The 24,768-nt window shown below is 58.5% G+C and carries 25 protein-coding genes; 14 read left to right on the forward strand and 11 right to left on the reverse strand.

The annotated features are described in order from the left end of the window. Positions 1-156: 156 nt before the first annotated feature. The 6 genes from AC5S27_RS01995 (at position 157) to AC5S27_RS02020 (ending at position 6,467) form a co-directional block, all read left to right on the forward strand. The gene (locus tag AC5S27_RS01995) at positions 157-1,203 is read left to right on the forward strand and encodes an anti-sigma factor family protein (RefSeq protein WP_493932908.1); all 1,047 of its coding nucleotides are present in this window, start codon (positions 157-159) and stop codon (positions 1,201-1,203) included. 144 nt (positions 1,204-1,347) lie between these two features. Then, entirely contained in the window at positions 1,348-2,220 is an 873-nt protein-coding gene (locus tag AC5S27_RS02000; protein ID WP_493932909.1) for a PDZ domain-containing protein, read from the forward strand. 213 nt (positions 2,221-2,433) lie between these two features. Next, positions 2,434-3,183 carry a glucose 1-dehydrogenase gene (locus tag AC5S27_RS02005; RefSeq protein ID WP_493932910.1) on the forward strand — a complete coding sequence of 250 codons (750 nt, stop codon included), beginning with the start codon at positions 2,434-2,436 and terminating at the stop codon, positions 3,181-3,183. A 224-nt stretch (positions 3,184-3,407) separates the two neighbouring features. After that, entirely contained in the window at positions 3,408-4,904 is a 1,497-nt protein-coding gene (locus AC5S27_RS02010) for a hypothetical protein (RefSeq protein WP_493932911.1), read from the forward strand. A gap of 277 nt (positions 4,905-5,181) precedes the next feature. Beyond that, positions 5,182-5,391 (forward strand): hypothetical protein, encoded by a 210-nt coding sequence (locus AC5S27_RS02015; RefSeq protein WP_493932912.1) that lies wholly within the window; start codon positions 5,182-5,184, stop codon positions 5,389-5,391. A gap of 20 nt (positions 5,392-5,411) precedes the next feature. Next, positions 5,412-6,467 (forward strand): radical SAM protein, encoded by a 1,056-nt coding sequence (locus AC5S27_RS02020; RefSeq protein ID WP_493932913.1) that lies wholly within the window; start codon positions 5,412-5,414, stop codon positions 6,465-6,467. 76 nt (positions 6,468-6,543) lie between these two features. Here AC5S27_RS02020 and AC5S27_RS02025 read toward each other — a convergent pair whose 3' ends face one another. The 7 genes from AC5S27_RS02025 to AC5S27_RS02055 form a co-directional block, all read right to left on the reverse strand. Then, positions 6,544-6,864, reverse strand: coding sequence for a hypothetical protein (locus AC5S27_RS02025; protein WP_493932914.1), 321 nt, complete (start codon positions 6,862-6,864; stop codon positions 6,544-6,546). A 32-nt stretch (positions 6,865-6,896) separates the two neighbouring features. After that, a complete protein-coding gene (locus tag AC5S27_RS02030) occupies positions 6,897-7,526 on the reverse strand; it encodes a hypothetical protein (RefSeq protein WP_493932915.1) in 630 nt (209 codons plus the stop codon). A gap of 179 nt (positions 7,527-7,705) precedes the next feature. Further along, complete coding sequence (locus tag AC5S27_RS02035; protein ID WP_493932916.1) at positions 7,706-8,023, reverse strand: hypothetical protein; 318 nt, start codon at positions 8,021-8,023, stop codon at positions 7,706-7,708. A 99-nt stretch (positions 8,024-8,122) separates the two neighbouring features. Next, positions 8,123-8,449 carry a hypothetical protein gene (locus AC5S27_RS02040; protein WP_493932917.1) on the reverse strand — a complete coding sequence of 109 codons (327 nt, stop codon included), beginning with the start codon at positions 8,447-8,449 and terminating at the stop codon, positions 8,123-8,125. Positions 8,450-8,458: 9 nt separating this feature from the next. After that, positions 8,459-8,713, reverse strand: coding sequence for a DUF433 domain-containing protein (locus tag AC5S27_RS02045; protein WP_493932918.1), 255 nt, complete (start codon positions 8,711-8,713; stop codon positions 8,459-8,461). Positions 8,714-8,757: 44 nt separating this feature from the next. Next, positions 8,758-9,444 carry a DsbA family protein gene (locus AC5S27_RS02050; RefSeq protein ID WP_493932919.1) on the reverse strand — a complete coding sequence of 229 codons (687 nt, stop codon included), beginning with the start codon at positions 9,442-9,444 and terminating at the stop codon, positions 8,758-8,760. Positions 9,445-9,712: 268 nt separating this feature from the next. Further along, a complete protein-coding gene (locus tag AC5S27_RS02055; RefSeq protein WP_493932920.1) occupies positions 9,713-10,213 on the reverse strand; it encodes a hypothetical protein in 501 nt (166 codons plus the stop codon). 173 nt (positions 10,214-10,386) lie between these two features. Between AC5S27_RS02055 and AC5S27_RS02060 the strand changes: the two genes are divergently transcribed. Beyond that, the gene (locus tag AC5S27_RS02060; RefSeq protein WP_493932921.1) at positions 10,387-10,659 is read left to right on the forward strand and encodes a hypothetical protein; all 273 of its coding nucleotides are present in this window, start codon (positions 10,387-10,389) and stop codon (positions 10,657-10,659) included. Next, the gene (locus AC5S27_RS02065) at positions 10,637-12,859 is read left to right on the forward strand and encodes an elongation factor G (protein ID WP_493932922.1); all 2,223 of its coding nucleotides are present in this window, start codon (positions 10,637-10,639) and stop codon (positions 12,857-12,859) included. The genes AC5S27_RS02060 and AC5S27_RS02065 overlap by 23 nt, the downstream gene beginning before the upstream one ends. A 64-nt stretch (positions 12,860-12,923) precedes the next feature. Here the strand turns inward: AC5S27_RS02065 and AC5S27_RS02070 are convergent, their stop codons facing one another. Then, positions 12,924-13,382 (reverse strand): PA2169 family four-helix-bundle protein, encoded by a 459-nt coding sequence (locus tag AC5S27_RS02070; RefSeq protein WP_493932923.1) that lies wholly within the window; start codon positions 13,380-13,382, stop codon positions 12,924-12,926. A 449-nt stretch (positions 13,383-13,831) separates the two neighbouring features. On the opposite strand from AC5S27_RS02070, the gene AC5S27_RS02075 reads away from it, so the two are divergent. Beyond that, a complete protein-coding gene (locus AC5S27_RS02075; RefSeq protein WP_493932924.1) occupies positions 13,832-15,271 on the forward strand; it encodes a TolC family protein in 1,440 nt (479 codons plus the stop codon). Positions 15,272-15,307: 36 nt separating this feature from the next. Next, positions 15,308-15,934, forward strand: a complete 627-nt coding sequence (locus AC5S27_RS02080) for a hypothetical protein (protein ID WP_493932925.1) — start codon at positions 15,308-15,310, stop codon at positions 15,932-15,934. A gap of 51 nt (positions 15,935-15,985) precedes the next feature. Here the strand turns inward: AC5S27_RS02080 and AC5S27_RS02085 are convergent, their stop codons facing one another. Beyond that, a complete protein-coding gene (locus tag AC5S27_RS02085) occupies positions 15,986-17,587 on the reverse strand; it encodes an ArnT family glycosyltransferase (protein WP_493932926.1) in 1,602 nt (533 codons plus the stop codon). Between the two features lie 176 nt (positions 17,588-17,763). Between AC5S27_RS02085 and AC5S27_RS02090 the strand changes: the two genes are divergently transcribed. Then, positions 17,764-18,135 carry a hypothetical protein gene (locus tag AC5S27_RS02090; protein ID WP_493932927.1) on the forward strand — a complete coding sequence of 124 codons (372 nt, stop codon included), beginning with the start codon at positions 17,764-17,766 and terminating at the stop codon, positions 18,133-18,135. A gap of 198 nt (positions 18,136-18,333) precedes the next feature. Next, positions 18,334-20,712: a GH116 family glycosyl hydrolase gene (locus AC5S27_RS02095; protein ID WP_493932928.1), complete on the forward strand. Its 2,379-nt coding sequence runs from the start codon at positions 18,334-18,336 to the stop codon at positions 20,710-20,712. A gap of 110 nt (positions 20,713-20,822) precedes the next feature. Here AC5S27_RS02095 and AC5S27_RS02100 read toward each other — a convergent pair whose 3' ends face one another. Both AC5S27_RS02100 and AC5S27_RS02105 read right to left on the reverse strand, forming a co-directional pair. Continuing rightward, positions 20,823-21,122, reverse strand: coding sequence for a DUF5362 family protein (locus tag AC5S27_RS02100; protein ID WP_493932929.1), 300 nt, complete (start codon positions 21,120-21,122; stop codon positions 20,823-20,825). A gap of 179 nt (positions 21,123-21,301) precedes the next feature. Beyond that, positions 21,302-22,408, reverse strand: coding sequence for an ABC transporter permease (locus AC5S27_RS02105; RefSeq protein WP_493932930.1), 1,107 nt, complete (start codon positions 22,406-22,408; stop codon positions 21,302-21,304). A 295-nt stretch (positions 22,409-22,703) separates the two neighbouring features. Here AC5S27_RS02105 and AC5S27_RS02110 point away from each other — a divergent pair, with 295 nt between their 5' ends. Together AC5S27_RS02110 and metK are read left to right on the forward strand one after the other, a co-directional pair. Then, positions 22,704-23,207 (forward strand): helix-turn-helix domain-containing protein, encoded by a 504-nt coding sequence (locus AC5S27_RS02110; RefSeq protein ID WP_493932931.1) that lies wholly within the window; start codon positions 22,704-22,706, stop codon positions 23,205-23,207. A gap of 270 nt (positions 23,208-23,477) precedes the next feature. After that, on the forward strand, positions 23,478-24,641 hold the full coding sequence (gene metK, locus AC5S27_RS02115) for a methionine adenosyltransferase (RefSeq protein WP_493932932.1): 1,164 nt from the start codon (positions 23,478-23,480) through the stop codon (positions 24,639-24,641). Positions 24,642-24,768 lie beyond the last annotated feature (127 nt).

The following is a 24,768-nucleotide window of genomic DNA, read 5'->3' on the forward strand; positions in this document are numbered from 1 at the left end:
GCGGTAAGGGTAAGAGAGCGCGGAACAGGTTTTACAGAACAGGTATCGCAGAACAGGAACTACGGATTACCGGACGGATTGCTGGGGAAAGCACGACAACCACTGGCAACTGAAAGGCGAACGGGCAACAAATTTTTGAGGCAACAGGACGTGGATATGAATTGCACTGAGATTCACGAAAAAGTAGTGCTGGCGGCGTATGGCGAGTTGCCGGACGATGAGATGCACAGGATGGCTTTGCATTTGAGCAATTGCGCAGATTGCCGGGAAGAGCAGGAGCAGCTACAGGCTCTGCGGATTCTGGCAGCGGCGCTTCCGGTGCAGGAGCCCAGCCCAAATCTGGTGGCGCGAAGCCGGACGCGGTTGGCTGAGGCGCTGGACGCTCTGCCCCCCAAGCGCTGGTATGACCGGGTAGCGGACTGGATGACGCGGACCGCTACGGGCTTGCAGTCGGCGCCGGTGGCGGCGGGTTTGCTGTTGGTGGCTGGTGCGGGGCTGGGCAGCCTGGGCGGATATGAGTTTGCCGAGCGGCATGCGGCGGCAATGGCGGGAAACGCCGAGCCGAAGGTTATCGAGGCGGCTGCACCGACGCATCAGGAACTGGTTCACCAAAAGATTACGGCTGAGCCGGTTGCAGTGAGTGCACCGGTGACGGCTGGCGAGATTGGCAGCATTTCCGGAGTTTCTCGAAAGGGCGATTCGAACCTGGTGGAAGTCAGCTACAACCAGGTTGAGCCGAAGCATGTTCAGGGAACGCTTGAGGATCCGCAGATCCGGCAGTTGCTGATGCTGGCTTCGCAGAACGGTGCGAGCCCGACGGTGCGGGATGATTCAGTGGGATTGCTGGCGGCGGCTTGCCGGTCCGGACATGGTTGCGAGGGCACTGGACTTCAGAGCTCCGATATTCGGGATGCGCTGATGGTGTCGCTGCGCTATGACCGGAGTGCGGCGGTGCGGCAGAAGGCGCTTGAGGGTCTGCAGCCATTTGTTTCCGAAGATATGCGGGTACGGGATGCGGTGCTGGAAGCGCTGCAGAACGACCCGGATGCGCGGATCCGGTCGGCGGCGATTTCGATGCTGGAGCCGGTGGAAGCGGATACGAGTGTGCGGCAGGTGCTTTCCAACGTGGCGCAGTCGGACCAGAATTCGAATATCCGGACGGCTTCGCGGGTGGTGTTGCGGCGGGTATCGGCGATTCAATAGTTCCTTGTCTCGCCATTCGGCAGTAGCCCTCAAAAAGCTGGGTTACAGTTAACGATTTTCGAGTTACTATCGTTCCACAATCCCAACACTGCCTCCTACGACGAGGGCGGGTGGGTTATCAGGAAGTCGGAGAAGGTTCCCCAAATGAAGCAATTTCTGAGGCCGTACACGAAGATTCAAGCAGGCGCCGCGACGCTGCTGCTGGCAGGAGGTTTGGCCGCCAGCGGAGTGCTGGCTGACGCGCAAAGCCTGAAGCTGACCGATATTCTGCAGCAGCCGTGGTTGATGATGCACTCGCATGCGCAGGGATATCTTGGAGTGGACCTGGGCGATCTGGATGGCGAGCGGGCACAGGCGCTTCGATTGAAAGATGGTCGCGGGGCGGAGATCACCGTTCTGGACCACGACGCGCCAGCGGGCAAGGTGGGGCTGAAACTGCATGACGTGATTGTGCAGATCAACGGTCAGCCAGTGCAGTCCGCAGAGCAGTTGAAGAGCCTGCTGCATGCCATGCCTCCGGGGCGGAAACTGCAGCTGGTGGTGAGCCGGGATGGCGCGCAGCAGACAGTCGCGGTGCAGTTGGCGGACCGGCGCAAGATGGAAGAGGCTGCGAAGGAGCAGTTTGGCGCGTCGGCTGGCGCTTCGTCCGCGGCGAACGGATTTTTGTCGGGCTCGGGCTCGGGGGATGTTCCGGGTGGGTTCCGGTTTCCGGGGTTGGGGAGTTCGCTGCATGTAGGTGTGATTGTGGAGCCGCTGACGCCGCAGATGGCGGATTTTCTTGGGGTTTCCGCAGGAGTGATGATTAAGAGCGTGGCCCATAAGAGCTCGGCGGATGCCGCTGGATTGAAGGCACACGACGTGATTTTGGGGATCGGCGGCGAGGCAGTGGTGACTTCGAGCGATTGGGAGCGGCTGCTGCGGTCGAGCGAGGGCAAGCCGGTGCAGGTGGAAATATTGCGCGACCGGTCGAAACAGCTGGTCCTGCTGCAGGTTTCCGGGAAAAAGCCCAAAGGCTAGTGTGAGTGTGGAGTGTGAGTGTGGGCGCTGCTGGTCACTCCGGCGGCGCCCCTTTCTATTTGGTCTGCAGTATGCATCTCCGGCGTAGCGCTGTGCCCATCGTTTCTATCTAACGCTCTTCTATTAGCCGCCAAGAAACCCGGATCACTCTCCGTACGACCGCCATCGGAGGGATGCAACATCAATTCCGATGGCGAATTCCTGGAGAGTGGTATGGGTAAATTGAGCGGCAAGGTGGCGATTGTTACCGGTGGATCCACCGGGATTGGATTGGCGACGGCGCAGCGGTTTGTAGCAGAGGGAGCTTACGTGTTCATCACCGGCAGGCGGCAGGCTGAACTGGATGCGGCTGCGGCTTTGATTGGACATGGTGTGACGGCCGTGAGGAGTGACGCTTCCAATCTGGCGGATCTTGATCATTTGTACTCGGTCGTGAAGGAGCAGAAGGGCCGCGTGGACGTTCTGTTTGCGAATGCCGGCGGTGGCGAGTTTGCTCCGCTGGGGTCAATTACGGAAGAGCACTATGACAAGACTTTCGACACCAATGTGAAGGGCCTGGTGTTCACGGTGCAGAAGGCTTTGCCGCTGATTCCCAACGGTGGATCGATCATTCTGAATGCTTCGATTGTGTCGATTAAAGGGACGCCGGCATTCAGTATCTATAGCGCCACGAAGGCAGCGGTGCGGTCGTTTGCGCGTACCTGGACGGTTGACCTGAAGGACCGGAAGATTCGTGTGAACGCGATCAGTCCGGGGCCGATCGATACTCCCGGAATCTCCGGGCTGGCGACGACGGAAGAGGAAGAGAAGCAGTTGAAGGCAGGGCTGGTGGCGGGTGTTCCGCTGGGCCGCATGGGTGAGGCGGACGAGATCGCCAAGGCGGCTGTGTTTCTGGCTTCGGACGATGCCAGCTTTGTCACGGGAATTGAGCTGTTCGTGGATGGCGGGATGGCGCAGGTGTGAATTCGCCTTTGCGGGATGGAAAGGATGGGACACCGTCGACGTCCCATCCTGATTGTTATGCATCCTGCGTCAACGGGCGCTCGCATCTTGCAATATTTGTCTTTATTACTTCTTCATAAAGCTCGCTTGCTGTTATTGAATATCTAGACTTTCTTTATAGAAGCTTTGCGGGTGGCGAGTTAGGCTCGGCAAGAGATGAAAGGCCGCTTTTGAGAAGCTGCAGAGTGAATGCTGTTTCGCTCTGCAGGGAAATCGACGGCGGTGAATCTATTTCTGGATCGAGCGAGAGACCTGCCCACTTTATGCATCAACCTGAGACTTACTTTGCAATTCCAACGCACCGACTTCGTGATGTTAGTGAAACGATTCATGAATATGACGAGCACTTCTGGAGGAATGGTCATTCTCCCCAGATGATCGTTTTCGATGACTCAACTCCGACCAATGTGGATAAGTACTTTTCCTGTCTGCGGGAATTGAAGACACGGTCGGAATTGTATTATGTTGGTCCGCGGCAGAAGGAAGAGTTTATTACCTATGTTAATTCTCGATTGCGGAACAGCAGGCTAGAGCCGCTGGTCAAGAATCTCTTCCGACCAAGTTATGGCGGCAATCGTAATTTTACGCTGATGTATTCGCTGGGCGGACTGATGGTGAGTTCCGATGATGACATGCGGCCCTATTCGCTGATGGAGGATAGCCCGGAATCGCTGGAAAATGACGAGATCAGCAGAGGCCGATTGCACAAGGCTGGCAAGAACGGCTATGTTCGCAAATCGTTTGATATGATGTCGGCGTTTTCGGATGTGCTGGGGAAACGAGTCTCCGACGTGCCGGAGAATTATGAGCGGGGCGAACTGCTGGTCGATACTTCGATGGATCTCGAGACCAATGCCAGTAAGGGGCTCGCGGAAGAGAATGCGATGTTACTGGAGCGGGGAACTGTTCCGGATAGCGCCGTGGTCAAGATTGCGCAGACGTTTCGCACAGGGACGAATGATATCGACGCAATCGACTTTGTAGATATGTTCCTGAACGATGAAGAGCAGGTGAACTTAGATGTATTGAATGATATCTATGTGCTGGAAAACTTTCGTCCTGTAGTGACGAACAAGAACTGGCGGATGGATTGTGGCGTGGCGGGGTATGACAATACGTTTGGCTTGCCGCCGTTTTTCCCGACGCGCCTGCGGTTTGAAGACTATATCTACCGGCTCTGGATTCAGCAGAATCATATCGTGGCGGCGCATGTGGATGCGGCTCAGCACCATAAGAAGAGTAACTACATGCGCAATCCTCCAGCCTCCGAGATATTGAATGAGGAGATAGCCAACTTACTCAAGATAAAAATCAAAGACTCGCTGACCAGCGTGGACGATCTTAGCATCAGCTTTGATTATTCGGGAGAGATTACGGCGCAGGACGCGCAGGAGATTCTGGAGAAGATCACAACGCTACATGGCCGTGCAATCAAGGTGGCCGAGGGGGCGAAGAGCCAGGAGCGGGCTGCTTCGCTGCGGCTGTTTGCGGCCAATCTTGAGAAAGCTTTTTATGGGTTTGAGCCGGACTTTTTTCAGCACAACTTGCTGCGGATCGTCGATGACGTGATCGGGGTGATCAAGGCTTCAATCGAGCTTTGGCCGACGCTGGTGGAGATTTGTTACTTCCAGAAGATTCGCAACGGGTTGCCGATGCTGCAGTTGGGGCGGGCTGCTCGATAGGGTTCTTCTTCGCTTCGAGCGACGGAATGCGTAGCGTGTGGGCTTTTGGTTGAAAACGGCCTTGTGCACGGTTTATCTTGCTGTCTCGCGCAAAACCATCCGAGAAGTCTTGAAAGCTCCGTCGAGAATGAAGCGGTTTCGATGGACCGTAATTTCTTTAAACTGTTTATTTGCAATCTAACCTTGTATCGCGATGGCATCGCGTATTCGTGCTGTTTTTCAAAATCCCAGTACGGATTTCGCCTGCTATCACGATGCCGTAAAGCCTCATCGAGAGGTGCGACTGTTTGCAGGGCGGGAGGGACGGCAGTGGAGCTGGAAGGCGGTCGAACCGCCGAAGATGGATCTCAACACGGCCGGGGCCAACCCTGCATCCAACAATGTCGATGCCATGCATAAGGCCGATGCCTGGGCGCGTTCAAACGGCCTGACTCCTCAGGGAGGCTGGGCGTGTCCTGTGCGAGCTGCGATAGCGGCGAAACCTTAGAATGTGATTCAATAGTAAACATGGCACTTTCTTCAACGACACGCCGCCGGGATACCCTGCGGGGACGCCGGCTGGCGGCGCAGCGCAAGGTGCGCGAGCTGGCTCTCGTCGGCAAGGCGCTGGCGACGACCGGGCATCCGGTGATGGCGCAGATTGTGCCGATGCGCTTCTGCAATCTCTCCTGCGCGTATTGCAACGAGTATGACAAGGTTTCGAAGCCCGTTCCGATTGACGAGATGGAGCGCCGGATCGACCATCTTGGCCGGCTGGGGACCAGCATTATCACCATCTCCGGCGGTGAGCCGCTGACGCACCCTGACCTGGACGACGTGATCCGGCGGATGCGCAAGGTAGGCTCGATGGCCGGAATGATTACCAATGGCTATCTGCTGAACCAGGAGCGGATCGAGCGCCTGAACCGCGCTGGGCTCGACCATATGCAGATTTCGATCGACAACATCAATCCAGATGACGTGTCGATGAAGAGTTTGAAGGTGCTGGACAAGAAGCTGGAGATGCTGGCGGAGTTTGCCGAGTTCCACGTGAATATCAACTCCGTGGTGGGCGGCGGGATTAAAGACCCGAACGATGCGCTGGTGATCTCGAAGCGCGCCCTGGAGCTGGGATTCAGCAACACGATCGGGATCATCCATGATGGCAGCGGGCAGCTGAAGCCGCTGGCGGACGATGAGGCGAAGATCTACTTTGAAGTGCGCAACCTGGAGCGGCGGAATTATTCACGCTTCAATCAGTTTCAGGAAGCGATCGCCCAGGGCAAGCCGAATGACTGGCGTTGCCGGGCTGGGAGCCGATATTTATATATCTGCGAGGACGGGCTGGTGCATTACTGCTCGCAGCAGCGCGGATTTCCGGGTGTGCCGCTGAGCGAGTACACGACGGCGGATGTGAAGCGCGAGTTCCTGACGGCGAAGAGCTGTTCACCGAACTGCACCATCAGCTGCGTACACCAGATCAGCTATATCGATCACTGGCGGGCGCCGCAGACGAGTGAGATTTCGCCGGGCGGCGGGCATGCTTCTACGCCGGAGCTGGTTACCATTTCGGGTGCGCGGTAGAACTTCGACGAGGTTTCGAGGTAATAAGAATCCCCTGCAAGCAATGCTTGCAGGGGATTCTTGTTCCCCATCTTCCTCAGTGTGCACTGGCGTAGGCAGCAACGGCTAGTACTGCGAGGCCGGCGAAGACTGCCAGGCCCCAGCGGTGCATGAAGGGAACCGGATTATTCGTGATTATGGTGGATACGTCGCTCTTTTTGACGACAGTGCCCTTGCGGCAGGCGGAACACTGCACGATGTACTTGCGATTGGTGACGACGCCGAAGATCCAATAGAGATGGACCGAGGTGTAGTTGACGAAGAGTTGCAGCATGCCAGGGGTGTTGCAGCCGGTGCAGGCATGCATGGGCATATCGTTTACGAACAGAGTGTTCTTGCGCCATCCGTAGAAGATCATCCTAGTCCTTACTTTCTCGAAGCGATGGGAAGTTAGCCGACGGTTTTGAAGAGCGGTACTTCCGCCATAGGATCGACGTTGTCGTAGGGGCCGGTGACGTCGATGGCTTTGCCGACGATGCCCCAGGCGGCACGCATGGCGAGCACGACGCAGATGAGTCCGCTGATGGCGATGAAAGAATGGGCGATGGCGACGAAGGGAGTGAAGGGGGCGATGAGAAAGACCCCGACGACGAATGCCGGTGTAATTTTCGTCGCTGGTACATGGTTCAGGACCTGGGGAACGATGGCCACGGTGTAGGCGAGATAGGTGAGTGCTGCAGCGGTGATCTGGGTGAGGCGGGTACTTCTGCGCTGGGCGCCGGCCTTGATGGCTCCGCCTACAAGCGAGCCGAGGCAGAGGATGGCGAATCCGCGGACGTAGGCTCCGAAAGAGAAGAGGGATGTGCCTCCGAAGGTGGAGAACTCTTCCACGGCCCAGTAGCCGAGGCTGCCGACGATGGCGGCCAGGATGCCGAAGAGCAGGCCGCGGAGGTAGTGCTTCCGTTTGTTGGCGGCTTCGAGCTGGCGTTCCGTTTCGACGCAGTTGGGGCAGGCCATCACGGAGCCGACCCGGTAGTAGCTTCGGGTGATTACGCTTCGACAGAAGCTGCAGGTGTCCATCTGTCCTCCCTTATCGGGGACGCTTGTAAATGCGTCCGTAGTACGCGCCTCTTGCCTTGTACAGCGTAAGCCGGGGGGAATTCGTGCCAAAGCTTATGACGGATCGGGTTGTTTTTGCAAAAGTGAAACGAGTTTAGCTTTGGGCGAATTTGGCGTCAACCAGGAATTCGCCCGGGCGACTACTTGACCCAGATGGCAAGAGCAATCACTGCGGCGAAGACAGCCAGGCCCCAGCGCTGCATGAACGGGACGGGGTTCGCGGCTGGCCTGGGCACGGCTTCGCTGAGCTGCTTCTTGTCGATGAAAAAGCCGTGGCTGCAGGTGCTGCAGGCGACGATGTACTTGCGGCGCAGCACGAGGCCGAAGATCCAGTAGAGGTGCATGTAGGTGTAACTCAGCAGGATACGGAAGCTGCGGGTTTGGTTGCAGTGGGAGCATTGCGCTACGCCGATTTCGGCGAGTGGTACGGACTTTCTTCCCCAGCCGTAGAAGATCATGGTGTGCCTCCGATGGCGTGTCTTGAAATGCCTGACACATCTATAAGCGGAGGCTTGTGGCGGAGTTGCGCAAAGTATCTCTGAGGATTACGGAGGGAGTTATTCCGAAACGATGGAAAGTTCGCGGTATGAGCCGGGAGTTGCGGCGTTCACTGCATCGACCACCTGTTGCACATGAGGGCGCAGCCTGGGCCACTGTTGGATGTCTAGGACAAGGATGGCTATCCTGCGGCCGGCGAGATTCTGCTGGTAACCCATGTTCCGGTCCGTGGTCAGGAGCAGGTCGAAAGAGGCCGCCTCTGCGGAGTGGATGAGGTCACCGTTGCGTAGGGTCGCCCATCCCTGCTGTGCTGCTGTTCTCACTACGTGACGTTTGAGATAGGAGCGAATGGGGACTGGCGTGGCCTGGTCGAAAAGAATCTTCATCGGAAAGTTTCAGGCGTAGGAGGGAGCTTTTTCAAGGCTGCTCACGGCAAAGTGGATCACCGCTTTTACTTGTTCGCGATCGAGGCCGTCGAACCATTCCATCAGGTCGTCGAGATTGGCTCCGGCCTCGAGGTTCTCGAAGATTGCGGAGACTGGCATGCGGGTGCCTTTGAGCACCCATGCGCCGCTGAGCTTGCCGGGAACGCTTTCCACAGCGGCGCATTGCGACCAATCGAGACTGGAACCTGAGCTTGGGGTAGGCATGATCCACTCCTGACTTCAGAGTACGCCGAACCAATCCTGCTGCACTACTTCTTTGCGGCGGCTTTCACTGGGGCTGCGGGCTTGGCGCTGGCGGTGTCGGCGAGGGCCTGGTCGATGAGCTGGTAGAGCTTGCTGCGGTCGACGACTTCGACGAAGGGTGCGCCTTTCGACTGGCTGGTGGTGACCCAGATGGTCGGGGTGTGTTCGATGCCGATGCGCTGCCCGAGGGCGTAGTCAGCTTTGACGAGGCCGGTGAGGTTGCCCTGGGGGTCAACGGCGAAGGGCAGGGTCAGCTTGTGGTCGGCGGCAAACTTCTCGGTGAAGGTGCGCAGGACCTCGATTGAGGTAATGCTGGGCTGGTTGGCGAAGACGGCGTCACGGTATTCGTCGCCGATTTTCTTGCTCTTGGTGTCGAACCAGCGGGCGTTGACGGCAGCCTGGAAGCTCCAGGGGTGCATGGGCAGCGGGAAGTCGTGGCGGACCCAGGGGATGTTGTATTTGGCCGCGGCTTCCTTGAGGAGCGGGTTGGCGCGGGCGCAGTCGGGGCACTCCATGTCTTCGAATTCAACGATGGCGACGCGGGCTCCGGCGGGCGGTTTGAGCGCGGAGGGGTCGTGGACCTGGGTGGACTGGGCGCTGGCGATGTGGCTGAACGCGAGCAGGGCTGCGGCGGCGACGGTCAGGGTTGCAGCGCGGAGAGAATGAGAGCGGAAACCGGTATGAAGATTCATGGGCTTTTGGACGTTGTCCTCGCCATTATTGTAACGTTCGGGGCGAAAAAGAGTCGCGGTGGGCGGGGAATTCTCTGGTGGGATGCTGAGGCGAGGCGTGGCTAGCGGTCGTGCTCCTGCTTGCGGGCGGCGATCCATTTTTTCCACTTGTAGTCGGCGTAGATCGAGCCGGCGATGAGGATGAGGACGATGATGGCTAGGAAGAGTTTCATCGATCTGAGCTTACAGGATCGGCTAGTGGGCGAATTCAAAATGACGGGCGCGCATCTTAGGATTTCCGCTCAGGAAAACTGAAGAGTGAGGAATCTATATAAGGCGGAGCAAAGCACCTGTTGTCGTCTTCGTGTTTTGGGATGAGAGGAGGCACAACTTCTCGAAACCTATCCATGTGAGAAGAAGTGATCATGAGGAAGACTTTGCCAGGATGGTTGTTTCGCAGATCCGCCATCATCATTTCGATCGCCGCTACGGGCGTATTCTCCGATGCCGAGAAGTAGTCGACGTGTTCAGTGCGATCTTTCAATAGCTTTTCGATGGGGATTCTGCCCTCTCGAGTCTGCTCTCGTTCCGCGTTGACCTGGGCAGCTTCGGTTTCAGTGAGGTGGAAGAACATAGTTGTGTTGTCCGGACAGTCAGACGTGAATTTGGCGAGGATGATGCGTTCGCCGTTGGCACTAGATTGCTGGCTGGTAAAGATACAAAGGGTGAGGATGATAAAGAGTGAGGCCAGCGTAGCAGCCATGCCTTGCGTAAGTTGTTCCAGCTTCATATCTGTATGGAACCAGAGGCGGGGAATTAGTTCCCGGTTGGGGATGGATTACTAAAATCACTCCGCATGGGCAAGACTGTGGAATGTTGGTTGTGATACGCTTCGGGTCCTAATTGAGAAGACGCTGCGCGCATACCTCAGTTCTTGCGCTGGCGCCTGCCGGAGGTTTCCGTATGACGGTAATCGGCAGCAACATGGATGGGCTGCATTCTACGGCTTCTTCGCATGAGCCATCTTTGTCTTGGTGGGAGCGCTTCAACACCCGCCTGAATACTCTTCTGGATAACTTCGTCAGCTTCATGACCAGCATTCTTTGCCGGGCGAGCCGGGGATATCTTTGTCCGCCGGATATGACGAGCGTGATGTATCCGGACGATCCGGGTGACGCGCAGTCGACGAAGGCCAGCGTCAGGAGGTGCTGCGATGAGAGCGTATCAAAGCAGTGATATACGCAATGTTGCGGTGGTGGGCCATGCGCACAGCGGGAAGACGACGCTGATCGCTGCGCTGCTGCAGGCGGCGAAGATGACTTCGACGCAGGGCCGGGTAGCGGATGGGACGGCGGTAACTGCCTATGACGAAGAGGAGATACTGCGCGGAACGACGATGCAGAATGCTGTGGCCTTTGCCGAATGGCAGGGGGTGAAGGTGAACCTCGTCGATACGCCGGGTTTTCATATGTTTGCGCACGAGGCGCGGGCGGCGATGCTCCCCGTCGAGGCGGCGCTCGTTCTGGTGAATGCGCAGTGCGGCGTGGAGGCGGTCACGGAGCGAGTGTGGGGTTATGCCGCCGAGGCCAACCTGCCGCGGATCGTGGTGTTGAACCAGATGGATTCTCCGCGTGCTGGCGGCGGGCATGGGCTATCGGCCCTGATGGAGGATCTGCATGAGCGCTGGGGGCGGACGTGCGTTCCGGTGCAGCTGCCTATCACTGGGCCCGAGGGCTTCCATGGCGTGGTCGATCTGGTGACGATGCAGGCTTTCTTCTACGAGCCGGGTGGGAACGGCGCTGGACGGATCGGTGAGGTGCCGAGTGGGATGCTGGCCATGGCGCGTGCTGCGCATGAGGCTCTAGTCGAACTGGTGGCCGAGGGCAAGGACGAGCTAATGGAGGAGTTTTTTGCCCAAGGGACGATTCCGGAGCAGCACCTGATTACGGCGCTGCATGAGGCGATTCGCGAGGACAGGATTTTCCCGGTGCTGTTCGTCAGCGGCGCGATGAACGTGGGGACGGATCATCTGCTGGATTTTCTGAAGGTGTACGCGCCGGCTCCGGCGGAGCGGGCTCCGATTGCGGTGATGTCGGCTGTTGCCGAGCAAAGTGAGTCGATTTCTGCGAGCGGCGAGACGGCGACGAGTAATGGCGGTTCGAACGGCGCTGCTGCTTCGGGTGGCGCTTTCGGCCATGGACATGGCGGCATCGCGATCGATACGGGGATCATTCTTCGAGCGGTGGCTGATCCGGAGCCGGTGGCGCTGTTTGTTTACAAGACGATGAGCGATGCATTTACGGGAAAGATCAGCTTTTTCAAGGTTGTGAGCGGCGTGGTGCGGAATGATTCGACGGTCGAAAACTACACGCGCAAGGGGCAGGAGCGGCTGACGCACCTGAGCATCATGCAGGGTAGGAAGGCGGTGGAAGTTCCTGAACTTCACGCCGGGGATCTGGGTGCTGTGGCGAAGCTACGCGACACGCAGACCGGAGACACGCTGGGGCAAAAGGGCGCGGAGATCCGCGTAGAGCCGGAGCCGAGGCCGGAACCGAGCATGACGTATGCGATCGAGGCCAAGTCGCGGGCCGATGAGGACAAGCTGGCGGCGGCGCTGCATAAGCTGATGGAAGAGGACCAGATGGTGCGGTTCTTCCGTGACCCGGAGACGCACGAGTTCCTCGTCGCAGGGGCGGGACAGCAGCATATCGAGGCGGTGGTTTCGCGGCTGAAGCGGCGTTATCACACGGAGGTGACGCTGAAGGCGCCCAAGGTTCCATACCGGGAGACGATTCGCGGGACGGCGGAGGCGCAGGGGCGGCACAAGAAGCAGTCAGGCGGGCATGGGCAGTTTGGCGACTGCAAAATCCGGCTGGAGCCGCTGGCGCGCGGGGCGGGGTTCCAGTTTGGGAACGAGATTTTTGGCGGAGCGATTCCGCGGCAGTATGTGCCGGCGGTGGAGAAGGGAATTCTGGAGACGGCGCTGCGCGGGTTCCTGGCGGGATTTCCTGTGGTGGACTTCAAGGCGACCGTCTACGACGGCAGCTATCACGACGTGGATTCGAATGAGCTTTCCTTCAAGATGGCGGGTCGGAAGGCGTTTCGCGCGGCGATGGAGGCGGCGAAGCCCTGTTTGCTGGAGCCAATTATGAAGGTCGAGGTCACCGGGCCGGACGAATGTGCCGGGGCGCTGATGGGAGACCTGAACGCCCGGCGCGGGCGGGTGCTGGGGATGGAGTCGCGGGGCCGAAGCGCGGTGATTGCCGCGGAGGTGCCGATGGCTGAGATGTTGAGCTACGGAACGACGCTGACTTCGCTTACGCAGGGCCGCGGCAGCTTTCACATGGAGATGAAGCAGTACGACATGGTGCCGCAGGCGGTGGCGGAGAAACTTCTCGCGACGGCGAGGCGGCCGGTGGAAACGGAAGAAGATTAGACCACAGGACAGAAGCCCGGACGGGCGAGTTGCCGGTCCGGGCTTTTGTTGTTCTGGGGCTAGGTTAGGCTCGGCTGTCGCGGGCTGCCTTGACGTAGTCGTGGGATTCCTGGACATGGGCGGATTGGCTGGAGAGCACCTGGCGGACGGGTAGGGGTAGCTCGGACTGGAGCGCTTCCTGATAGGCGGCCTTGGCTGCGTCCTCTGCCTGTTCGGCGGTTTCGAGCAAGGTGTGGTCGCCGCCGCCCAGTTTGGTCTTGAGCGTTGCCCAAATGCGCAGAGCTGTTCCGTTGGCTGTGCCCTTTTCCTTGATGTCGTGAACGCCTTCCTGGTGGAGGATCGTTTCGAGATCGCCGCGGAAGTGGGCGCGAGTGAGGGATTCCGCCAGGAAGTAGGACTTCAGGGTCGGGTCTTTCAGTTCTTCACCGAGCTTCTGGAAGCCTTCCTGCCCGTCGACCAGGCTATCAATGACATTCTTGAGGGTGTCTTCTACATTGAGGAGAGCTTTTGAAGGATGGGACATGGTGTTCCTTTCGAAGAAACGGTTGCGGTGCTAAGAAGCAAATTTTTCGACGGGGCAAGGTCCGACGGCTGCCAGTGCGATTCTCCTTCGCCATCGGTAAAGCCAGGGAAATCGCGAAAACCCAACACCCTTGCCGCCTGTCTTGTGATTGGCTGTCTGAGGACTTGCCAATTTCCAAACTGTATGGGAAGCGGCGGCCGCTGGATGTCGCGTTTCAGACATGATGCAAAAAGGAAATTTTTGGCCAGTCGCGGCATTTTCTTTTTTAAACTCGATTGGGTCCCTTGTTTGTGATGGGCAGCGCAGATTTCTTAATCCTTCGTTCGCGGGTCGATTTTCGGGAAAATCAGCGTTTCTACGGCAATCCCGGAATCCTGAGGCGGCTTGGAACATCTGAGAGAATGATGTTAGCGATGCGAGTGTCAAAATCTCCATTTTTGAGGGCTGGTGTGCCTGTTTTCGGTCTGGTCCTGACCGGCGCTTCGGCGCTGCTCGGCCAATCGACCGATTTGCCCTCTAGCCCCATGCCCAACCCGAGTTCGCTCTTGAATCCCTACTACGGGTCTGTCACGAAGGCGCCTGCTACGGATGGGGTGATCCGGCTTTCGCTGGACGAGGCAGTGGCGCGCGGATTCGAGAATAACCTTGGCCTGAAGGAGGCCGAGGAGGGCGAGAAGTCGCTGCGCGGGCAGGAGTTCGAGGCGCTGCAGCTTTTTCTGCCGTCGATCACGGTGAGCGGGGCGACGGGCTACAACGAGTTCAATCTTGCGGCGTTTGGTTTTGGGCCGGGGATTTTGAGCAAGTTCAGCGGTTTGTTTCCGAATGGATTGCCGACGGGGCTCTCGTTTATCACCAAGGCGGACGTAACGACTGGCCAGGTGAACTACGAGCAGACATTCTTCTCGGGTTCCTATATTGATGGCTATAAGGCAGTGCGCTCCGCGGAGAAGGCATCGTATTTTGCCAAGATGTCGGCGCGCGGCGAAGTTGTCCAGCAGGTTGCTGGGGCCTATCTCGCGGTGATTGCCGACCAGGCGCAGGTGGATAACGCGAAAGCTTTGATGGATGCGGACAAGGTGCTGCTCGATCAGGCGCATGACAAGCATGAGGCCGGCGTGGTCGCCAATCTGGACGAACTGCGGGCCCGGGTACAGTATCAGCAGCAGCAGCAGACGGTAGTGGCGGCGGAGAACAAGCGCCAGAAGGACGAAATTCTGCTGAAGCGCGAGATCGGATTGGCGCCGGGGCAGAAGATTCTGCTGACCGATCCGAATCCGTACAGCGAACTGGCTGCGCGGACTCCCGAGGATCTTCGGACCGAGGCGTATGCCAACCGGCAGGATTACCAGAATCTTCAAGCCCAGGAGCGCGAGGCGCGCTTCGCCCTCACGGCGCGCAAAGCGGAGCGGCTGCCAACGTTGAAGTTCAAGGGCAACTACGGCGTGACCGAGGTATCCGGCGTTGGTTCGCATGGGACACTTTCGGCGATCGGGACGCTTTCTGTGCCGATTTTCCGCGAAGGAACGTTGCGAGGCGACAGCGATGTGGCCAAGGCGCAGCTTGCCGGAGTGCATCTGCAACTCGCGGATGAACGGGACCGGATCGATCAGCAGGTGCGGACGGCGCTTCTGGACGTGCAGGCGGCGCAGAAGCTGGTGGATGTGGCGCGGTCGAATGTCGAGTTGGCAAGCCAGGCGCTTTCCGATGAGACAGACCGGTTCAATGCCGGAATTGACGATACGCTGCCGCTGACTCAGGCGCAGTCCACACTGCAGAGCGCGCAGAGCAATCTGGTGAACAGCCTGTACCAGTTCAATCTGGCCAAGCTGGCGCTGGCGCGGAGTGCCGGGGTGCTGGAGCAGCAGTACAAGACTTATCTTGGGCGGTAAGTTAGTTCAGGATGATTGCCGTAGTAGACTGCGGCCATGCCTAAAGGTGCGATAGACATCGTTGTCGAACCCGGGTTAGTCCGGGTGAATTTCGATACGATCAGCACGTTTCCCCATAAACGATTTTACGTCGGATTCGCCTGTCTCCTCTTCATCCTCACAGCGGATTGCGCGATGGCTTTCTCTGGCGGCAAGCATGGAGATACAAGCCTCTGGCAGGATATGCATGCATACCCGATAGATTCTTCTCGAATTCTTTTCCCACTAGCCATAATAGTGATCTCCTCCGTGCTTCTTTGCTGGCATATAAGCAGGGTTGTCGCGATCGCGTATCCGGGAGCAGAGAAGCTGGAGTGCAACCGAACGACGATGACGATATCGAGGCTTCGGTGGCTGGACTGGGAGAACAAAGATTGGATATCGGAGTCCTATCCGTTGGATAGCGTGTCGAGGATAAGGTTCGGAGTGATTGTGTCCGGGCGAGGAAACTCGACTTATGGCCTGAGATTAAGAGCTGCGGGGCGGAACTATAAGTTGTTCCCGAAGCTCACTGCGCGTCAGGCAGGGAAAATTCTCGGTGGTCTTGAGGCGCTCGGAGCGGATACGGAGCGACGCGGGAAGGCTCTCCAGCGAGAGCTTGAGAAGCGCAAGGCTCGCGCTTAAATTCTCGGCACAAATTATCACGCCATACTCAAAATTTACGGATGCCCGGGCTTACTCGATTGGCACGTCGATCTTGTCGTCGGGTAGGACGACCTGCAGGTTCTTGCCTTCGGCGAGCCGAGGTTTTCCATCGGGTAGGGGGTGCAGCTTGAAAAGGACGAGCGTGTCGCGCTCTTCATCGTCGAAGGCGTGAAAACTGGCTACCTGTTCGAGCGAATAGTGGATGTGCAGGTCTTCGAGGGTGCCGGGATCGAGGTCGTTCCAGACGGCGTACCAGCCGGGCTTGTACTTGGCGAGTTTGTCGGGTAATTCCATCGTGCCGAAGTCATCGCAGAGCGTGGGCAGGTGGGTGACGAGGGTGATCTCGTCGCCGCTGATCGACACCAGCAGCCGGTTGCCGTTGGGGTGCTGATCGATGTAGTTGGTCAGGTCGCGGGCGGCATTGACGAAGGTGTATTCGGGGTGGAGGACGTAGCGCATGGTCCATACACTGTTCACGGCCGCGGTGATGGCGACAATGGCGAGGATTACCAGGCCTACCTGCCGCGCCAGCTTTGCGTCGGCGAAGGGCTGGTAAAGCAGTTGCGCGGTGATGCGGACGACGACGAAGAAGCTGAAAAAGGCGACGACCGTGTAGTAGCGGGGCTGCGGGTGGTTCTGGTAGGTCATGAAGCCGATGTATCCTGCCACTGCGAGCACGGAGCCGGAGAAGAGCGGGTCACGCCAGAGGCCGGCGGTCCAGTTGGGGCGCCAGTTACTGCGGCGGATACGGGCGCGCGTCCAGACCGCGGCGACGATGAGAATGCCGGCCAGCGGGATGAGAACGAGATCGACCCAGAGACCGCCGTGGAAGGACCACCAGAAGCTCAGCCAGCGGCCGAACAGCCCCTGCGGCTTGGTATACACATTGATGAAGAAGAGGTATTTGTAGTCGGCGAAAAGGTCCTGGTCGATAACGATCAGCATCCACAGGCTGAAGGACGCGGCTGCCGATACCCCGGCTGCCACGAGAATGCGGAGCAGCTTTCGCTTCTCGCCCCAAAAGGGCAGGGCCATCATCCAGACAAGCGCCGGCAGGAGGAAGACGGCGGTGGTCTTGGTGAGCATCATGCCGGTGAAGATGAGGCCGATGAGGACGGCGACACCTTCTTTGCGCTCGAAGCGCGGCAGGCGGATGGCCAGGTTCATGGCGCCGAGGGTGAGGGCGATGAGCAGCGGTTCAAGAATCGCCAGGCGGCTGAAGCAGTAGAGGAATGGGCTGGTGACGAGCAGGGTGACGGCGAGCAGGCCGACCCAGCGCGGGCCGCGTTCGCGGAAGAGCTTATAGCTGAGCAGCAGGTTGAGGAAGAAGAAGGCGACGGCGAGGCCGCGGGCGGCCTGCGGGGTCACTCCGGTGACGAAGAAGAGCAGCCATTGCAGGAAGGGCCATACCGGAACAGCCGGGGCGGGGTTGAAATCGCCCGGAATGTACCAGTTGCCGAAGAGATGAGCGCGGATGGCGGCATTGCCGTACCAGCCTTCGTCGGTGTACTTGGACCAGTCCTGCCAGGGGGAGAAGTTTGGGAAATCAGCGCGGAGATGCAGGGCGTGAAAGATGGCGAAGAGCGTCAGGAACAGTATCCAAGCGGGATAGGCGAGGCGTTTCAGGGACATCTTCCGTTCAGTCTCCGGGGGAATATCAATTCAATAGAAATATGGCGCCTCTGGTGGGCGCTTCGGCTTGAGTATACAGGCGAGGCGCGTCGGGCCAACGGGATTCTGCGGGGTACGAAGGTGTTCGGGCTTGGGGACCTGCGACTTGCTGAGTAGCGAGGGTATCATCGAAAACTATGCATGATGTTGCTACCACCGTTCTTTACAGGCCTGTTGGCCAGAAGGAGTTGGACCTGATCGCAGAAAGCGAATTCAGGGCTTTTCCGCCTCGCCTCTCTTGGCAGCCTATCTTTTATCCGGTGATGAATGAGGAATACGCTACGTTCATCGCGCGGGAGTGGAATACGAAAGATGAGGCTTCTGGATATGTTGGTTACGTCCTGCGGTTCTCTGTGGGCGCGGATTTTCTGAAGGAGTTTCCAGTGCAAAAAGTAGGTTCGGCGAGCGCTCTGGAACTTTGGATCCCCGCGGAGCGGCTGGGAGAATTCAATGAAAACATTATTGGCACAATCGAAATTCTTTCGACATTCCGTGGAGCGCCGCGATAAACATCGCCAGCTTTGAGTAGCAACCTCAGGATCGCGCAAAAGAAAAGCAAAGCTACTCGCATTGGGATGGCAGCGTGTATGATGGGCGCTCATTCTCCTGAGAGGCTGAAAACATTGCGAATCAAACGTTTTAGTTCAACGGCTGTGTGTGCGCTGGGTTGTCTGGCAGCGGGGGCTTGCCTGCTTGCCGGTGAGGGTATGGCGCAGGGAAGCGCTGACGCGATTCCTACTGTGGCTTGGCGGATTCCGATTGGAACCCCGCCGAAAAATCCGGGCGGGCACAGGCCGGAGATTCCGACGCTGATCGACGATGGCTACTGGCAGGGCGCGCCGGTGGGCGGGTTTGGCGCAGGGACGTTTTCGCAGAGCTACCGGGGGAAGTTTGAGCGCTGGCATGTGAAGGCTGGCGTCCACAAATATCAGGATGTTCCGGCCAACCAGTTTGCCGTCTTTGCGCAGCCCGAGGGCGGCGCGGCGGTGGCTGAGGCGCTGTCTGTCGGTAAGCCGGCGAATGGTACGCTGGCGGCGTGGAACTGGGGCTATCCGGCTGGCGATGGCGAGTATGCGGCGCTCTATCCGAAGTCGTGGTTTTCCTATGGGACGAAGTCTCTGCCCGTGAAGCTCACCGTGGAGCAGTATTCGCCGGTGCTCCCGGATAACTACAAGGAGACGAGCTATCCGGTCGCCGTCTACCGGTGGACGGCGGAGAATCCGACTGACAAGCCGATGACTGTATCGATCCTGTTCTCGTGGACGAACATGGTGGGCTGGTTCCGGGATGGGTCGCGCAACCTGGATGGGGCGCTGAGCCAGCAGGATGTGAATCGATACGAGACTACGAAAATCGGGTCGGGCGCTATGTCCGGGATCGTCTTTGACCGGCTGCGTTCCAGCGCGGTCGATGAGGAGTGGGATGGGCAGTTTGCCATTGCTGCGCTAGGTGGCGATGGGGCCGAGGTGAGTTATCTCGGGACCTACAATCCAACGGGCGATGGGGCTGAGGTGTGGGCACCTTTCTCCAAAGACGGGCGGCTGCCAAATGTGGATCAGCGCGTGGCTTCGAGCGGCGATCCGCTGGCCGGGGCGATTGCGGTGCGCTTCACGCTGGCACCGCATGCCAAGCGGGTTGTCCCGATGGCGCTCAGCTGGGATTTGCCGGTCGCGCAATTCGGCGGCGGACGCAAGTGGCTGAAGCACTACACGAAGTTTGTCGGCAGCCAGGGCACGCATGCATGGAAGCTGGCGCAGACCGCGCTCGAGAATGCCGATGCGTGGAGCAAGGCCATCGATGCGTGGCAGAAGCCAGTAATCTCCGATGAGACGAAGCCAGCCTGGTATCGGGCCGAGTTGTTCAACGAGCTCTACTATCTGGCCGATGGCGGCACGCTCTGGGGACATGAGAAGACGGGATATGGCAACCCCAAGCATCCGTCAGCGAAGATTGCCGACAGCTTCACGTATATGGAGTGCTTCGACTATCCCTTCTATGGGACGAGCGATGTGCGGTTCTATGGGTCGTTTCCGCTGGTGAAGTTCTGGCCGGAGATTGAGAAGCAGGAGATGCGGGAGTACACGGACACCATCCCTGAGTCGAACTCGCAGAAGTACATTTGGTCATGGAAGACGCAGCGCGAGCACCGGATCGTCGAGTACACGCGCAAGGTTGCCGGGGCTGCTCCTCACGATCTCGGCGCGCCGCAGGAAGATCCCGTCATCAATTCAAACCAGTACAACTACCAGGATGTGTCGAACTGGCGGGATCTGAATTCGAAGTATGTACTGATGATCTGGCGCGACTATGTACTGACGGGCGCGAAGGATGAGGCATTCCTGAAGTACAGCTGGCCCGCGGTGCAGCAGGCGATGGAGCACCTGAAGCAGTACGACACGGATGGCGACGGGCTGATCGAGAACGGCGGCTTTCCTGACCAGACGTATGACGACTGGATCGCTACGGGAGAGAGCGCGTACTCCGGTTCGCTCTATCTTGCAGCGCTGAAGGCAACGGCGAAGATGGCCGGGGCGCTGCATGAGTCAACCAAATCCGATGCGTATACGGCGTTGCTTAGCAAGGCGCAGGCAGCGTTCCAGAAGAAGCTATGGAATGGCAGCTACTACAACTACGCGGTGAAGGGCGAGCAGACGGATGCCATCCAGGCGGAGCAACTCGCGGGCCAGTGGTATGCGGATCTGACGGGGCTGGGCGAGATTGTGCCGGCGGCGCAGTCCGAGTCAGCGCTTAAGAAGGTGTATGACTTCAACGTGATGAAGTTCAATGGCGGCGAGGCTGGCGCGATCAACGGCATTGGTGCGCATGGAGAGCTGCTGCACATCAATCCGCAGGTGGAAGAGGTGTGGGTCGGCGCGACCTTTGCCGTGGCATCGCAGATGATTGCCGAGGGCATGACAGCGGAGGGTTTCGCGACGGCCAAGGGTGTCAACAACGTCGTCTGGCGGGATCGCGGGTACTTCTTCCGGACACCTGAAGCCTATGATGCGAAAGGGATGTTCCGGGCCAGCATGTACATGCGTCCCTCTGGCATCTGGGCGATGGAGTATGCGCTCGAAAATAAGTAGATTCCGGGCAGAACAGCAAACGGCCACGCAACGCGCATGGCCGTTTTGCTTCGCGCGTTATTTCTGGGTAGTAGAGCCCGTGGGACGAATCCGGGATGCGATGCGCAGATTCAGGCTGCCTTGAGGGAACGCATGTATTCGGCGAAGGCTGCGTCCGCGACCGTATTGTTGTGACGGATGGATTTGCGGACAGAGAAGCCGAAGAAGAGCATCGGAACGCCAACGATCGCTCCAATGATGCTGATTGTCATAATGGTACCGATGACGATCGGAACAACGCCGAGAAGTTTCAGACGTTTCGTTTCCGACAACAACTCTTCTTTCTTGGCGAAGAGGATGTCGGGGTCAGTGGAGCCGGTCGAGCGGAGTGCTCCGGTGACTTGTTGAGGCGAGAGTTTGGCTATGACCATATGCGTTCTCCTGAACTGGTGTAGTGGACCGCATTTGTCCATTGCGCAGGAGAGAGCGGAAAACTGTCATGCTTTGTGAAAAATCTTTGACATCGTTCCTTCCTGGTATCGCCGTCAGAAACAGAAAGGCCGCCTGGGTAACCAAGCGGCCTTTGAGGTGTGGGATCGAACGAAACTCGTTACTCGTACGAAAGCGCATCGATGGGGTCGCGGCGAGCGGCCATGAGAGCTGGATACGACGCGCCCAGGATGGCTCCGAGGAAGGCAATGATCGAGGCCTTGATGATCCATGGCGAGGTGATCTCGAAGAAGAGCGTGGGGAACTTCTTGTCGAGGAAGGCGTGGATGCCGTAAGTCAGTCCGATGCCTAAAGCGACGCCGACGACGGCCATCAGGACCGATTCGCGCAGGACCATACTGACGATGGTGGTCTTCGATGCGCCCATGGATTTGAGGATGCCGATCTCGCGGGTGCGCTCGAGGATGGCGGTGTACATGGACAGGAAGATGACCAGGAAGCCGACCAGCGTTGCGATGACGGTGACGACGTCGAGGGCGATGTTGAAGCCGGGGATGTGGTCGGGGGTCATCAGTGACATCCACTCATGCATGGTCTGAACCTGGTAGGTCTGGAGGCCTGGGGTGGACTGAATCTCCTGGCGAACAGCTTCCTGGTTAGACTCGTTATCGGTCTTCAGGAAAAAAAGGGAAGCCTTGCCGTCTGAGCCCATGAGCGCACCGAGCTCGTCGATGCTAATCATCTTGCGGCCGCCCTTGCCGTTCTCGACGATACCGCAGATGCGGAAGGGGTGGTTGAGGATCTTGATGGTGTCGCCTACGTGGTAGCCCTTGTCGGTGTTGGCAAAGACGTCGTCGACAATGACGTCATCGGGATTCTTGAATGGGCCGCCGGCGAGAAAGGTGAACGGACGGAGAGCGTTATAGCTCTCGTAATCGATTCCGTAGATGATCTCCGGAGCGCCGCCGCCGAGGGAGAAGTTCTGGATCACAGGCGAGGCTACCGTGACGTGAGGCAGCTTTCGGAAGGCTTCCGCGTTCTTTGCCGGTACGGGTGCCCCGCCGACGGCGTTGATGAAGCTGGCGTTCGCCGGGCGTACGATCATGTCCGCCCCGATGCCGTTGGTGCGAATCTTCTGGCCATCGATCTGGCCGAGGAAGATGGCGGCAACGGAGATGATCATCACCACTTCAATGGCGATGGCGGCGGCCGAAATGATGGAGCGCATGGGGCGGTGGATCAGGTTTGCAAAGACAAGTTTGTTCATAGAGGTGGCGGAGCGATGTTGGAGGCTCCTGTTTCGAGGGTATCAGGTAGGCTGACCGTAGTTCTGGCCGGGTTTTCCTGTGGTCAGAATGAAACGGGAATGGCGCGGAAATTCCTGTTGCCTTTTCGATGTTCCGAAAATATTCCCAGAATGAAAAGAATCGCGTTGAATCGTTCGCAGAAATTGACTAGCTATATGAAAATAAAGGCACAGGAACGAAAGGCTTTTGACCTCAGGGACGATTAGGTTTTATCGTAGCTGTGGAAATCTTTTTCGGGAAAGAGTCCCGGTGAGCATGGGAAGCTTTGGAGAAGAGTTGCGGCATGAGCGGTTGAACCGCGGCATCGCGCTCGAAAGGATTACCGAGGTCACGAAAATCAGCCAGCGCCACCTGGTCGCGCTGGAGGAGAACGAGTTTCGTGTGCTTCCCGGCGGCATCCTGAACAAGGGAATCGTTCGCGGCTACGTGAACGTCCTGGGCCTGGACGAGATGGACTGGGTCACGCGCTTCCAGCGCGCCTACGCCGCTTCTGGCCAACTGCTCGACGATGATCGCAACTGGATTGATTTTGCCGCCAATGTGGGCAAGGCGCGGGTGCGTCCGCGGGATGCGGCAACGGAACGGCTGAAGTGGGCTGGCGCATTGCTGCTGCTGATGGTGGTGGCGCTGGCGATGTTTTTCGCGGTCCGCTATTACGGGTACCGGTCCGGCTGGTGGCCTACGATCATCCCTGGGCGTGAGCAGCTTTCGTACACAAGCACTGCGAGCCATCTTGGACTTTGGCTCTACCGCAGATAGCGTTTCTCTTTTCTTTCCACTCAACCCCTTTTTGCAACGATTTAGCCTAAGCTGGTTGCCATTGAGCGGCGTGGCTTTGCGGCGTTGCGGCTGGGGCAATTACCATGGAGAGATGCAGTATTGGGCGCAATCCCTTCTCTGGCAGAGTGTCTGCCGTGGGGCCGACGTAGGCCTTTGGGTGGGGGAGTCAGGCGCCCGGAATACCCCTCTGCACATCGACAGAAGCGGCTCGGCTGAGGCTGGGCTGCGGCAGTATCGGGAGGATAAGTTTTGAGCGACCGTTTTCTGTTTACTTCGGAATCCGTAACGGAAGGGCATCCTGACAAGATCGCGGACCAGATTTCCGACGCGATTCTGGATGCCTGCCTGGAGCAGGACCCCTACAGCCGCGTTGCTGCGGAAACCCTAACGGCGACCGGCCTGGTGGTCATTGCAGGCGAAATCACGACCAAGGCGTACGTGGACTTCCAGACGCTGGTGCGTGGCGTGGTTGCTTCGATCGGCTACGACAACGCGTTGTATGGCTTCGATTCGAACACCTGCGCGGTGATTTCGACGATCAACCGCCAGTCGGGTGACATTGCCCAGGGCGTGGACACGGGCGGCGCGGGCGATCAGGGCATGATGTTCGGCTATGCCACCAACGAAACCCCGGAACTGATGCCGGCGGCCATTTCGCTGGCGCACAAGCTGACGCGGAAGCTCTCGGAAGTCCGCAAGTCGGGCAAGCTCTCCTACCTCCGTCCTGACGGCAAGAGCCAGGTCACGGTCGAGTACGACGAGGCGGGCAAGCCGGTTCGCATTGATGCAGTCGTCATTTCGACGCAGCATGCCGAGCACATTTCAAACGACGAACTGCGCGCGGACATTCTGAAGCACGTCATCCAGGCGGTTCTGCCGGAAGAGTGGCTGGACGAGAACACCAAGTACCACATCAATCCGACAGGACGCTTCGTCATCGGCGGACCGATGGGCGACACCGGCTTGACCGGCCGCAAGATCATCGTGGATACCTACGGTGGCGCGGGCCGTCACGGCGGCGGCGCGTTCTCGGGCAAGGATCCGACAAAGGTCGATCGTTCGGCGGCGTACGTGGCTCGCTACATTGCCAAGAACATCGTTGCTGCAGGTCTGGCCGACAAGGTCGAAGTGCAGCTGGCCTACGCGATCGGCGTGGCTGAGCCGGTCAGCGTGCTGGTGGACACCTTTGGCACGGGCAAGATCAGCTCTGCGAAGATCACCGAGTTGGTGCGAAAGAATTTCCTGCTGACGCCGAAGGGCATCATCGACGGCTTGAACCTGCGCCGGCCGATCTACCGCAAGACGGCGGCTTACGGTCACTTTGGCCGCAACGAGCCCGACTTCACCTGGGAAGCGACCGACAAGGCCGCGACTCTGGCGGAGCAGGCCGGGCTGGTGGCTGCGGCTAAGTAGTTCGCAGGTCAGTAATCGAAATGGGTCTCTGCCAACCGGTGGGGGCCCGTTTTAGTCTCTGGGCGTGGAGTTTTCTGTTGCGACTTCGGGCGCGGTCTGGCGTCTATCTCGTAGAATCCGGAAGTGA

It is taken from the genome of Acidicapsa borealis (genome assembly GCF_059115245.1).

What these genes read in the sequence shown, in the direction of transcription:
- AC5S27_RS02080 (WP_493932925.1), top strand. Translation starts at nt 15,308, where the DNA reads ATGCCTAAAGGTGCGATAGACATCGTTGTCGAACCCGGGTTAGTCCGG.
- AC5S27_RS02060 (WP_493932921.1), top strand. Translation starts at nt 10,387, where the DNA reads ATGACGGTAATCGGCAGCAACATGGATGGGCTGCATTCTACGGCTTCT.
- AC5S27_RS02055 (WP_493932920.1), bottom strand. Translation starts at nt 10,213, where the DNA reads ATGAAGCTGGAACAACTTACGCAAGGCATGGCTGCTACGCTGGCCTCA.
- AC5S27_RS02020 (WP_493932913.1), top strand. Translation starts at nt 5,412, where the DNA reads ATGGCACTTTCTTCAACGACACGCCGCCGGGATACCCTGCGGGGACGC.
- AC5S27_RS02005 (WP_493932910.1), top strand. Translation starts at nt 2,434, where the DNA reads ATGGGTAAATTGAGCGGCAAGGTGGCGATTGTTACCGGTGGATCCACC.
- AC5S27_RS02030 (WP_493932915.1), bottom strand. Translation starts at nt 7,526, where the DNA reads ATGGACACCTGCAGCTTCTGTCGAAGCGTAATCACCCGAAGCTACTAC.
- AC5S27_RS02040 (WP_493932917.1), bottom strand. Translation starts at nt 8,449, where the DNA reads ATGAAGATTCTTTTCGACCAGGCCACGCCAGTCCCCATTCGCTCCTAT.
- AC5S27_RS02085 (WP_493932926.1), bottom strand. Translation starts at nt 17,587, where the DNA reads ATGTCCCTGAAACGCCTCGCCTATCCCGCTTGGATACTGTTCCTGACG.
- AC5S27_RS01995 (WP_493932908.1), top strand. Translation starts at nt 157, where the DNA reads ATGAATTGCACTGAGATTCACGAAAAAGTAGTGCTGGCGGCGTATGGC.
- AC5S27_RS02070 (WP_493932923.1), bottom strand. Translation starts at nt 13,382, where the DNA reads ATGTCCCATCCTTCAAAAGCTCTCCTCAATGTAGAAGACACCCTCAAG.
- AC5S27_RS02065 (WP_493932922.1), top strand. Translation starts at nt 10,637, where the DNA reads ATGAGAGCGTATCAAAGCAGTGATATACGCAATGTTGCGGTGGTGGGC.
- AC5S27_RS02095 (WP_493932928.1), top strand. Translation starts at nt 18,334, where the DNA reads ATGGCGCAGGGAAGCGCTGACGCGATTCCTACTGTGGCTTGGCGGATT.
- AC5S27_RS02090 (WP_493932927.1), top strand. Translation starts at nt 17,764, where the DNA reads ATGCATGATGTTGCTACCACCGTTCTTTACAGGCCTGTTGGCCAGAAG.
- AC5S27_RS02035 (WP_493932916.1), bottom strand. Translation starts at nt 8,023, where the DNA reads ATGATCTTCTACGGCTGGGGAAGAAAGTCCGTACCACTCGCCGAAATC.
- AC5S27_RS02100 (WP_493932929.1), bottom strand. Translation starts at nt 21,122, where the DNA reads ATGGTCATAGCCAAACTCTCGCCTCAACAAGTCACCGGAGCACTCCGC.
- AC5S27_RS02050 (WP_493932919.1), bottom strand. Translation starts at nt 9,444, where the DNA reads ATGAATCTTCATACCGGTTTCCGCTCTCATTCTCTCCGCGCTGCAACC.
- AC5S27_RS02025 (WP_493932914.1), bottom strand. Translation starts at nt 6,864, where the DNA reads ATGATCTTCTACGGATGGCGCAAGAACACTCTGTTCGTAAACGATATG.
- AC5S27_RS02105 (WP_493932930.1), bottom strand. Translation starts at nt 22,408, where the DNA reads ATGAACAAACTTGTCTTTGCAAACCTGATCCACCGCCCCATGCGCTCC.
- AC5S27_RS02000 (WP_493932909.1), top strand. Translation starts at nt 1,348, where the DNA reads ATGAAGCAATTTCTGAGGCCGTACACGAAGATTCAAGCAGGCGCCGCG.
- AC5S27_RS02110 (WP_493932931.1), top strand. Translation starts at nt 22,704, where the DNA reads ATGGGAAGCTTTGGAGAAGAGTTGCGGCATGAGCGGTTGAACCGCGGC.
- AC5S27_RS02045 (WP_493932918.1), bottom strand. Translation starts at nt 8,713, where the DNA reads ATGCCTACCCCAAGCTCAGGTTCCAGTCTCGATTGGTCGCAATGCGCC.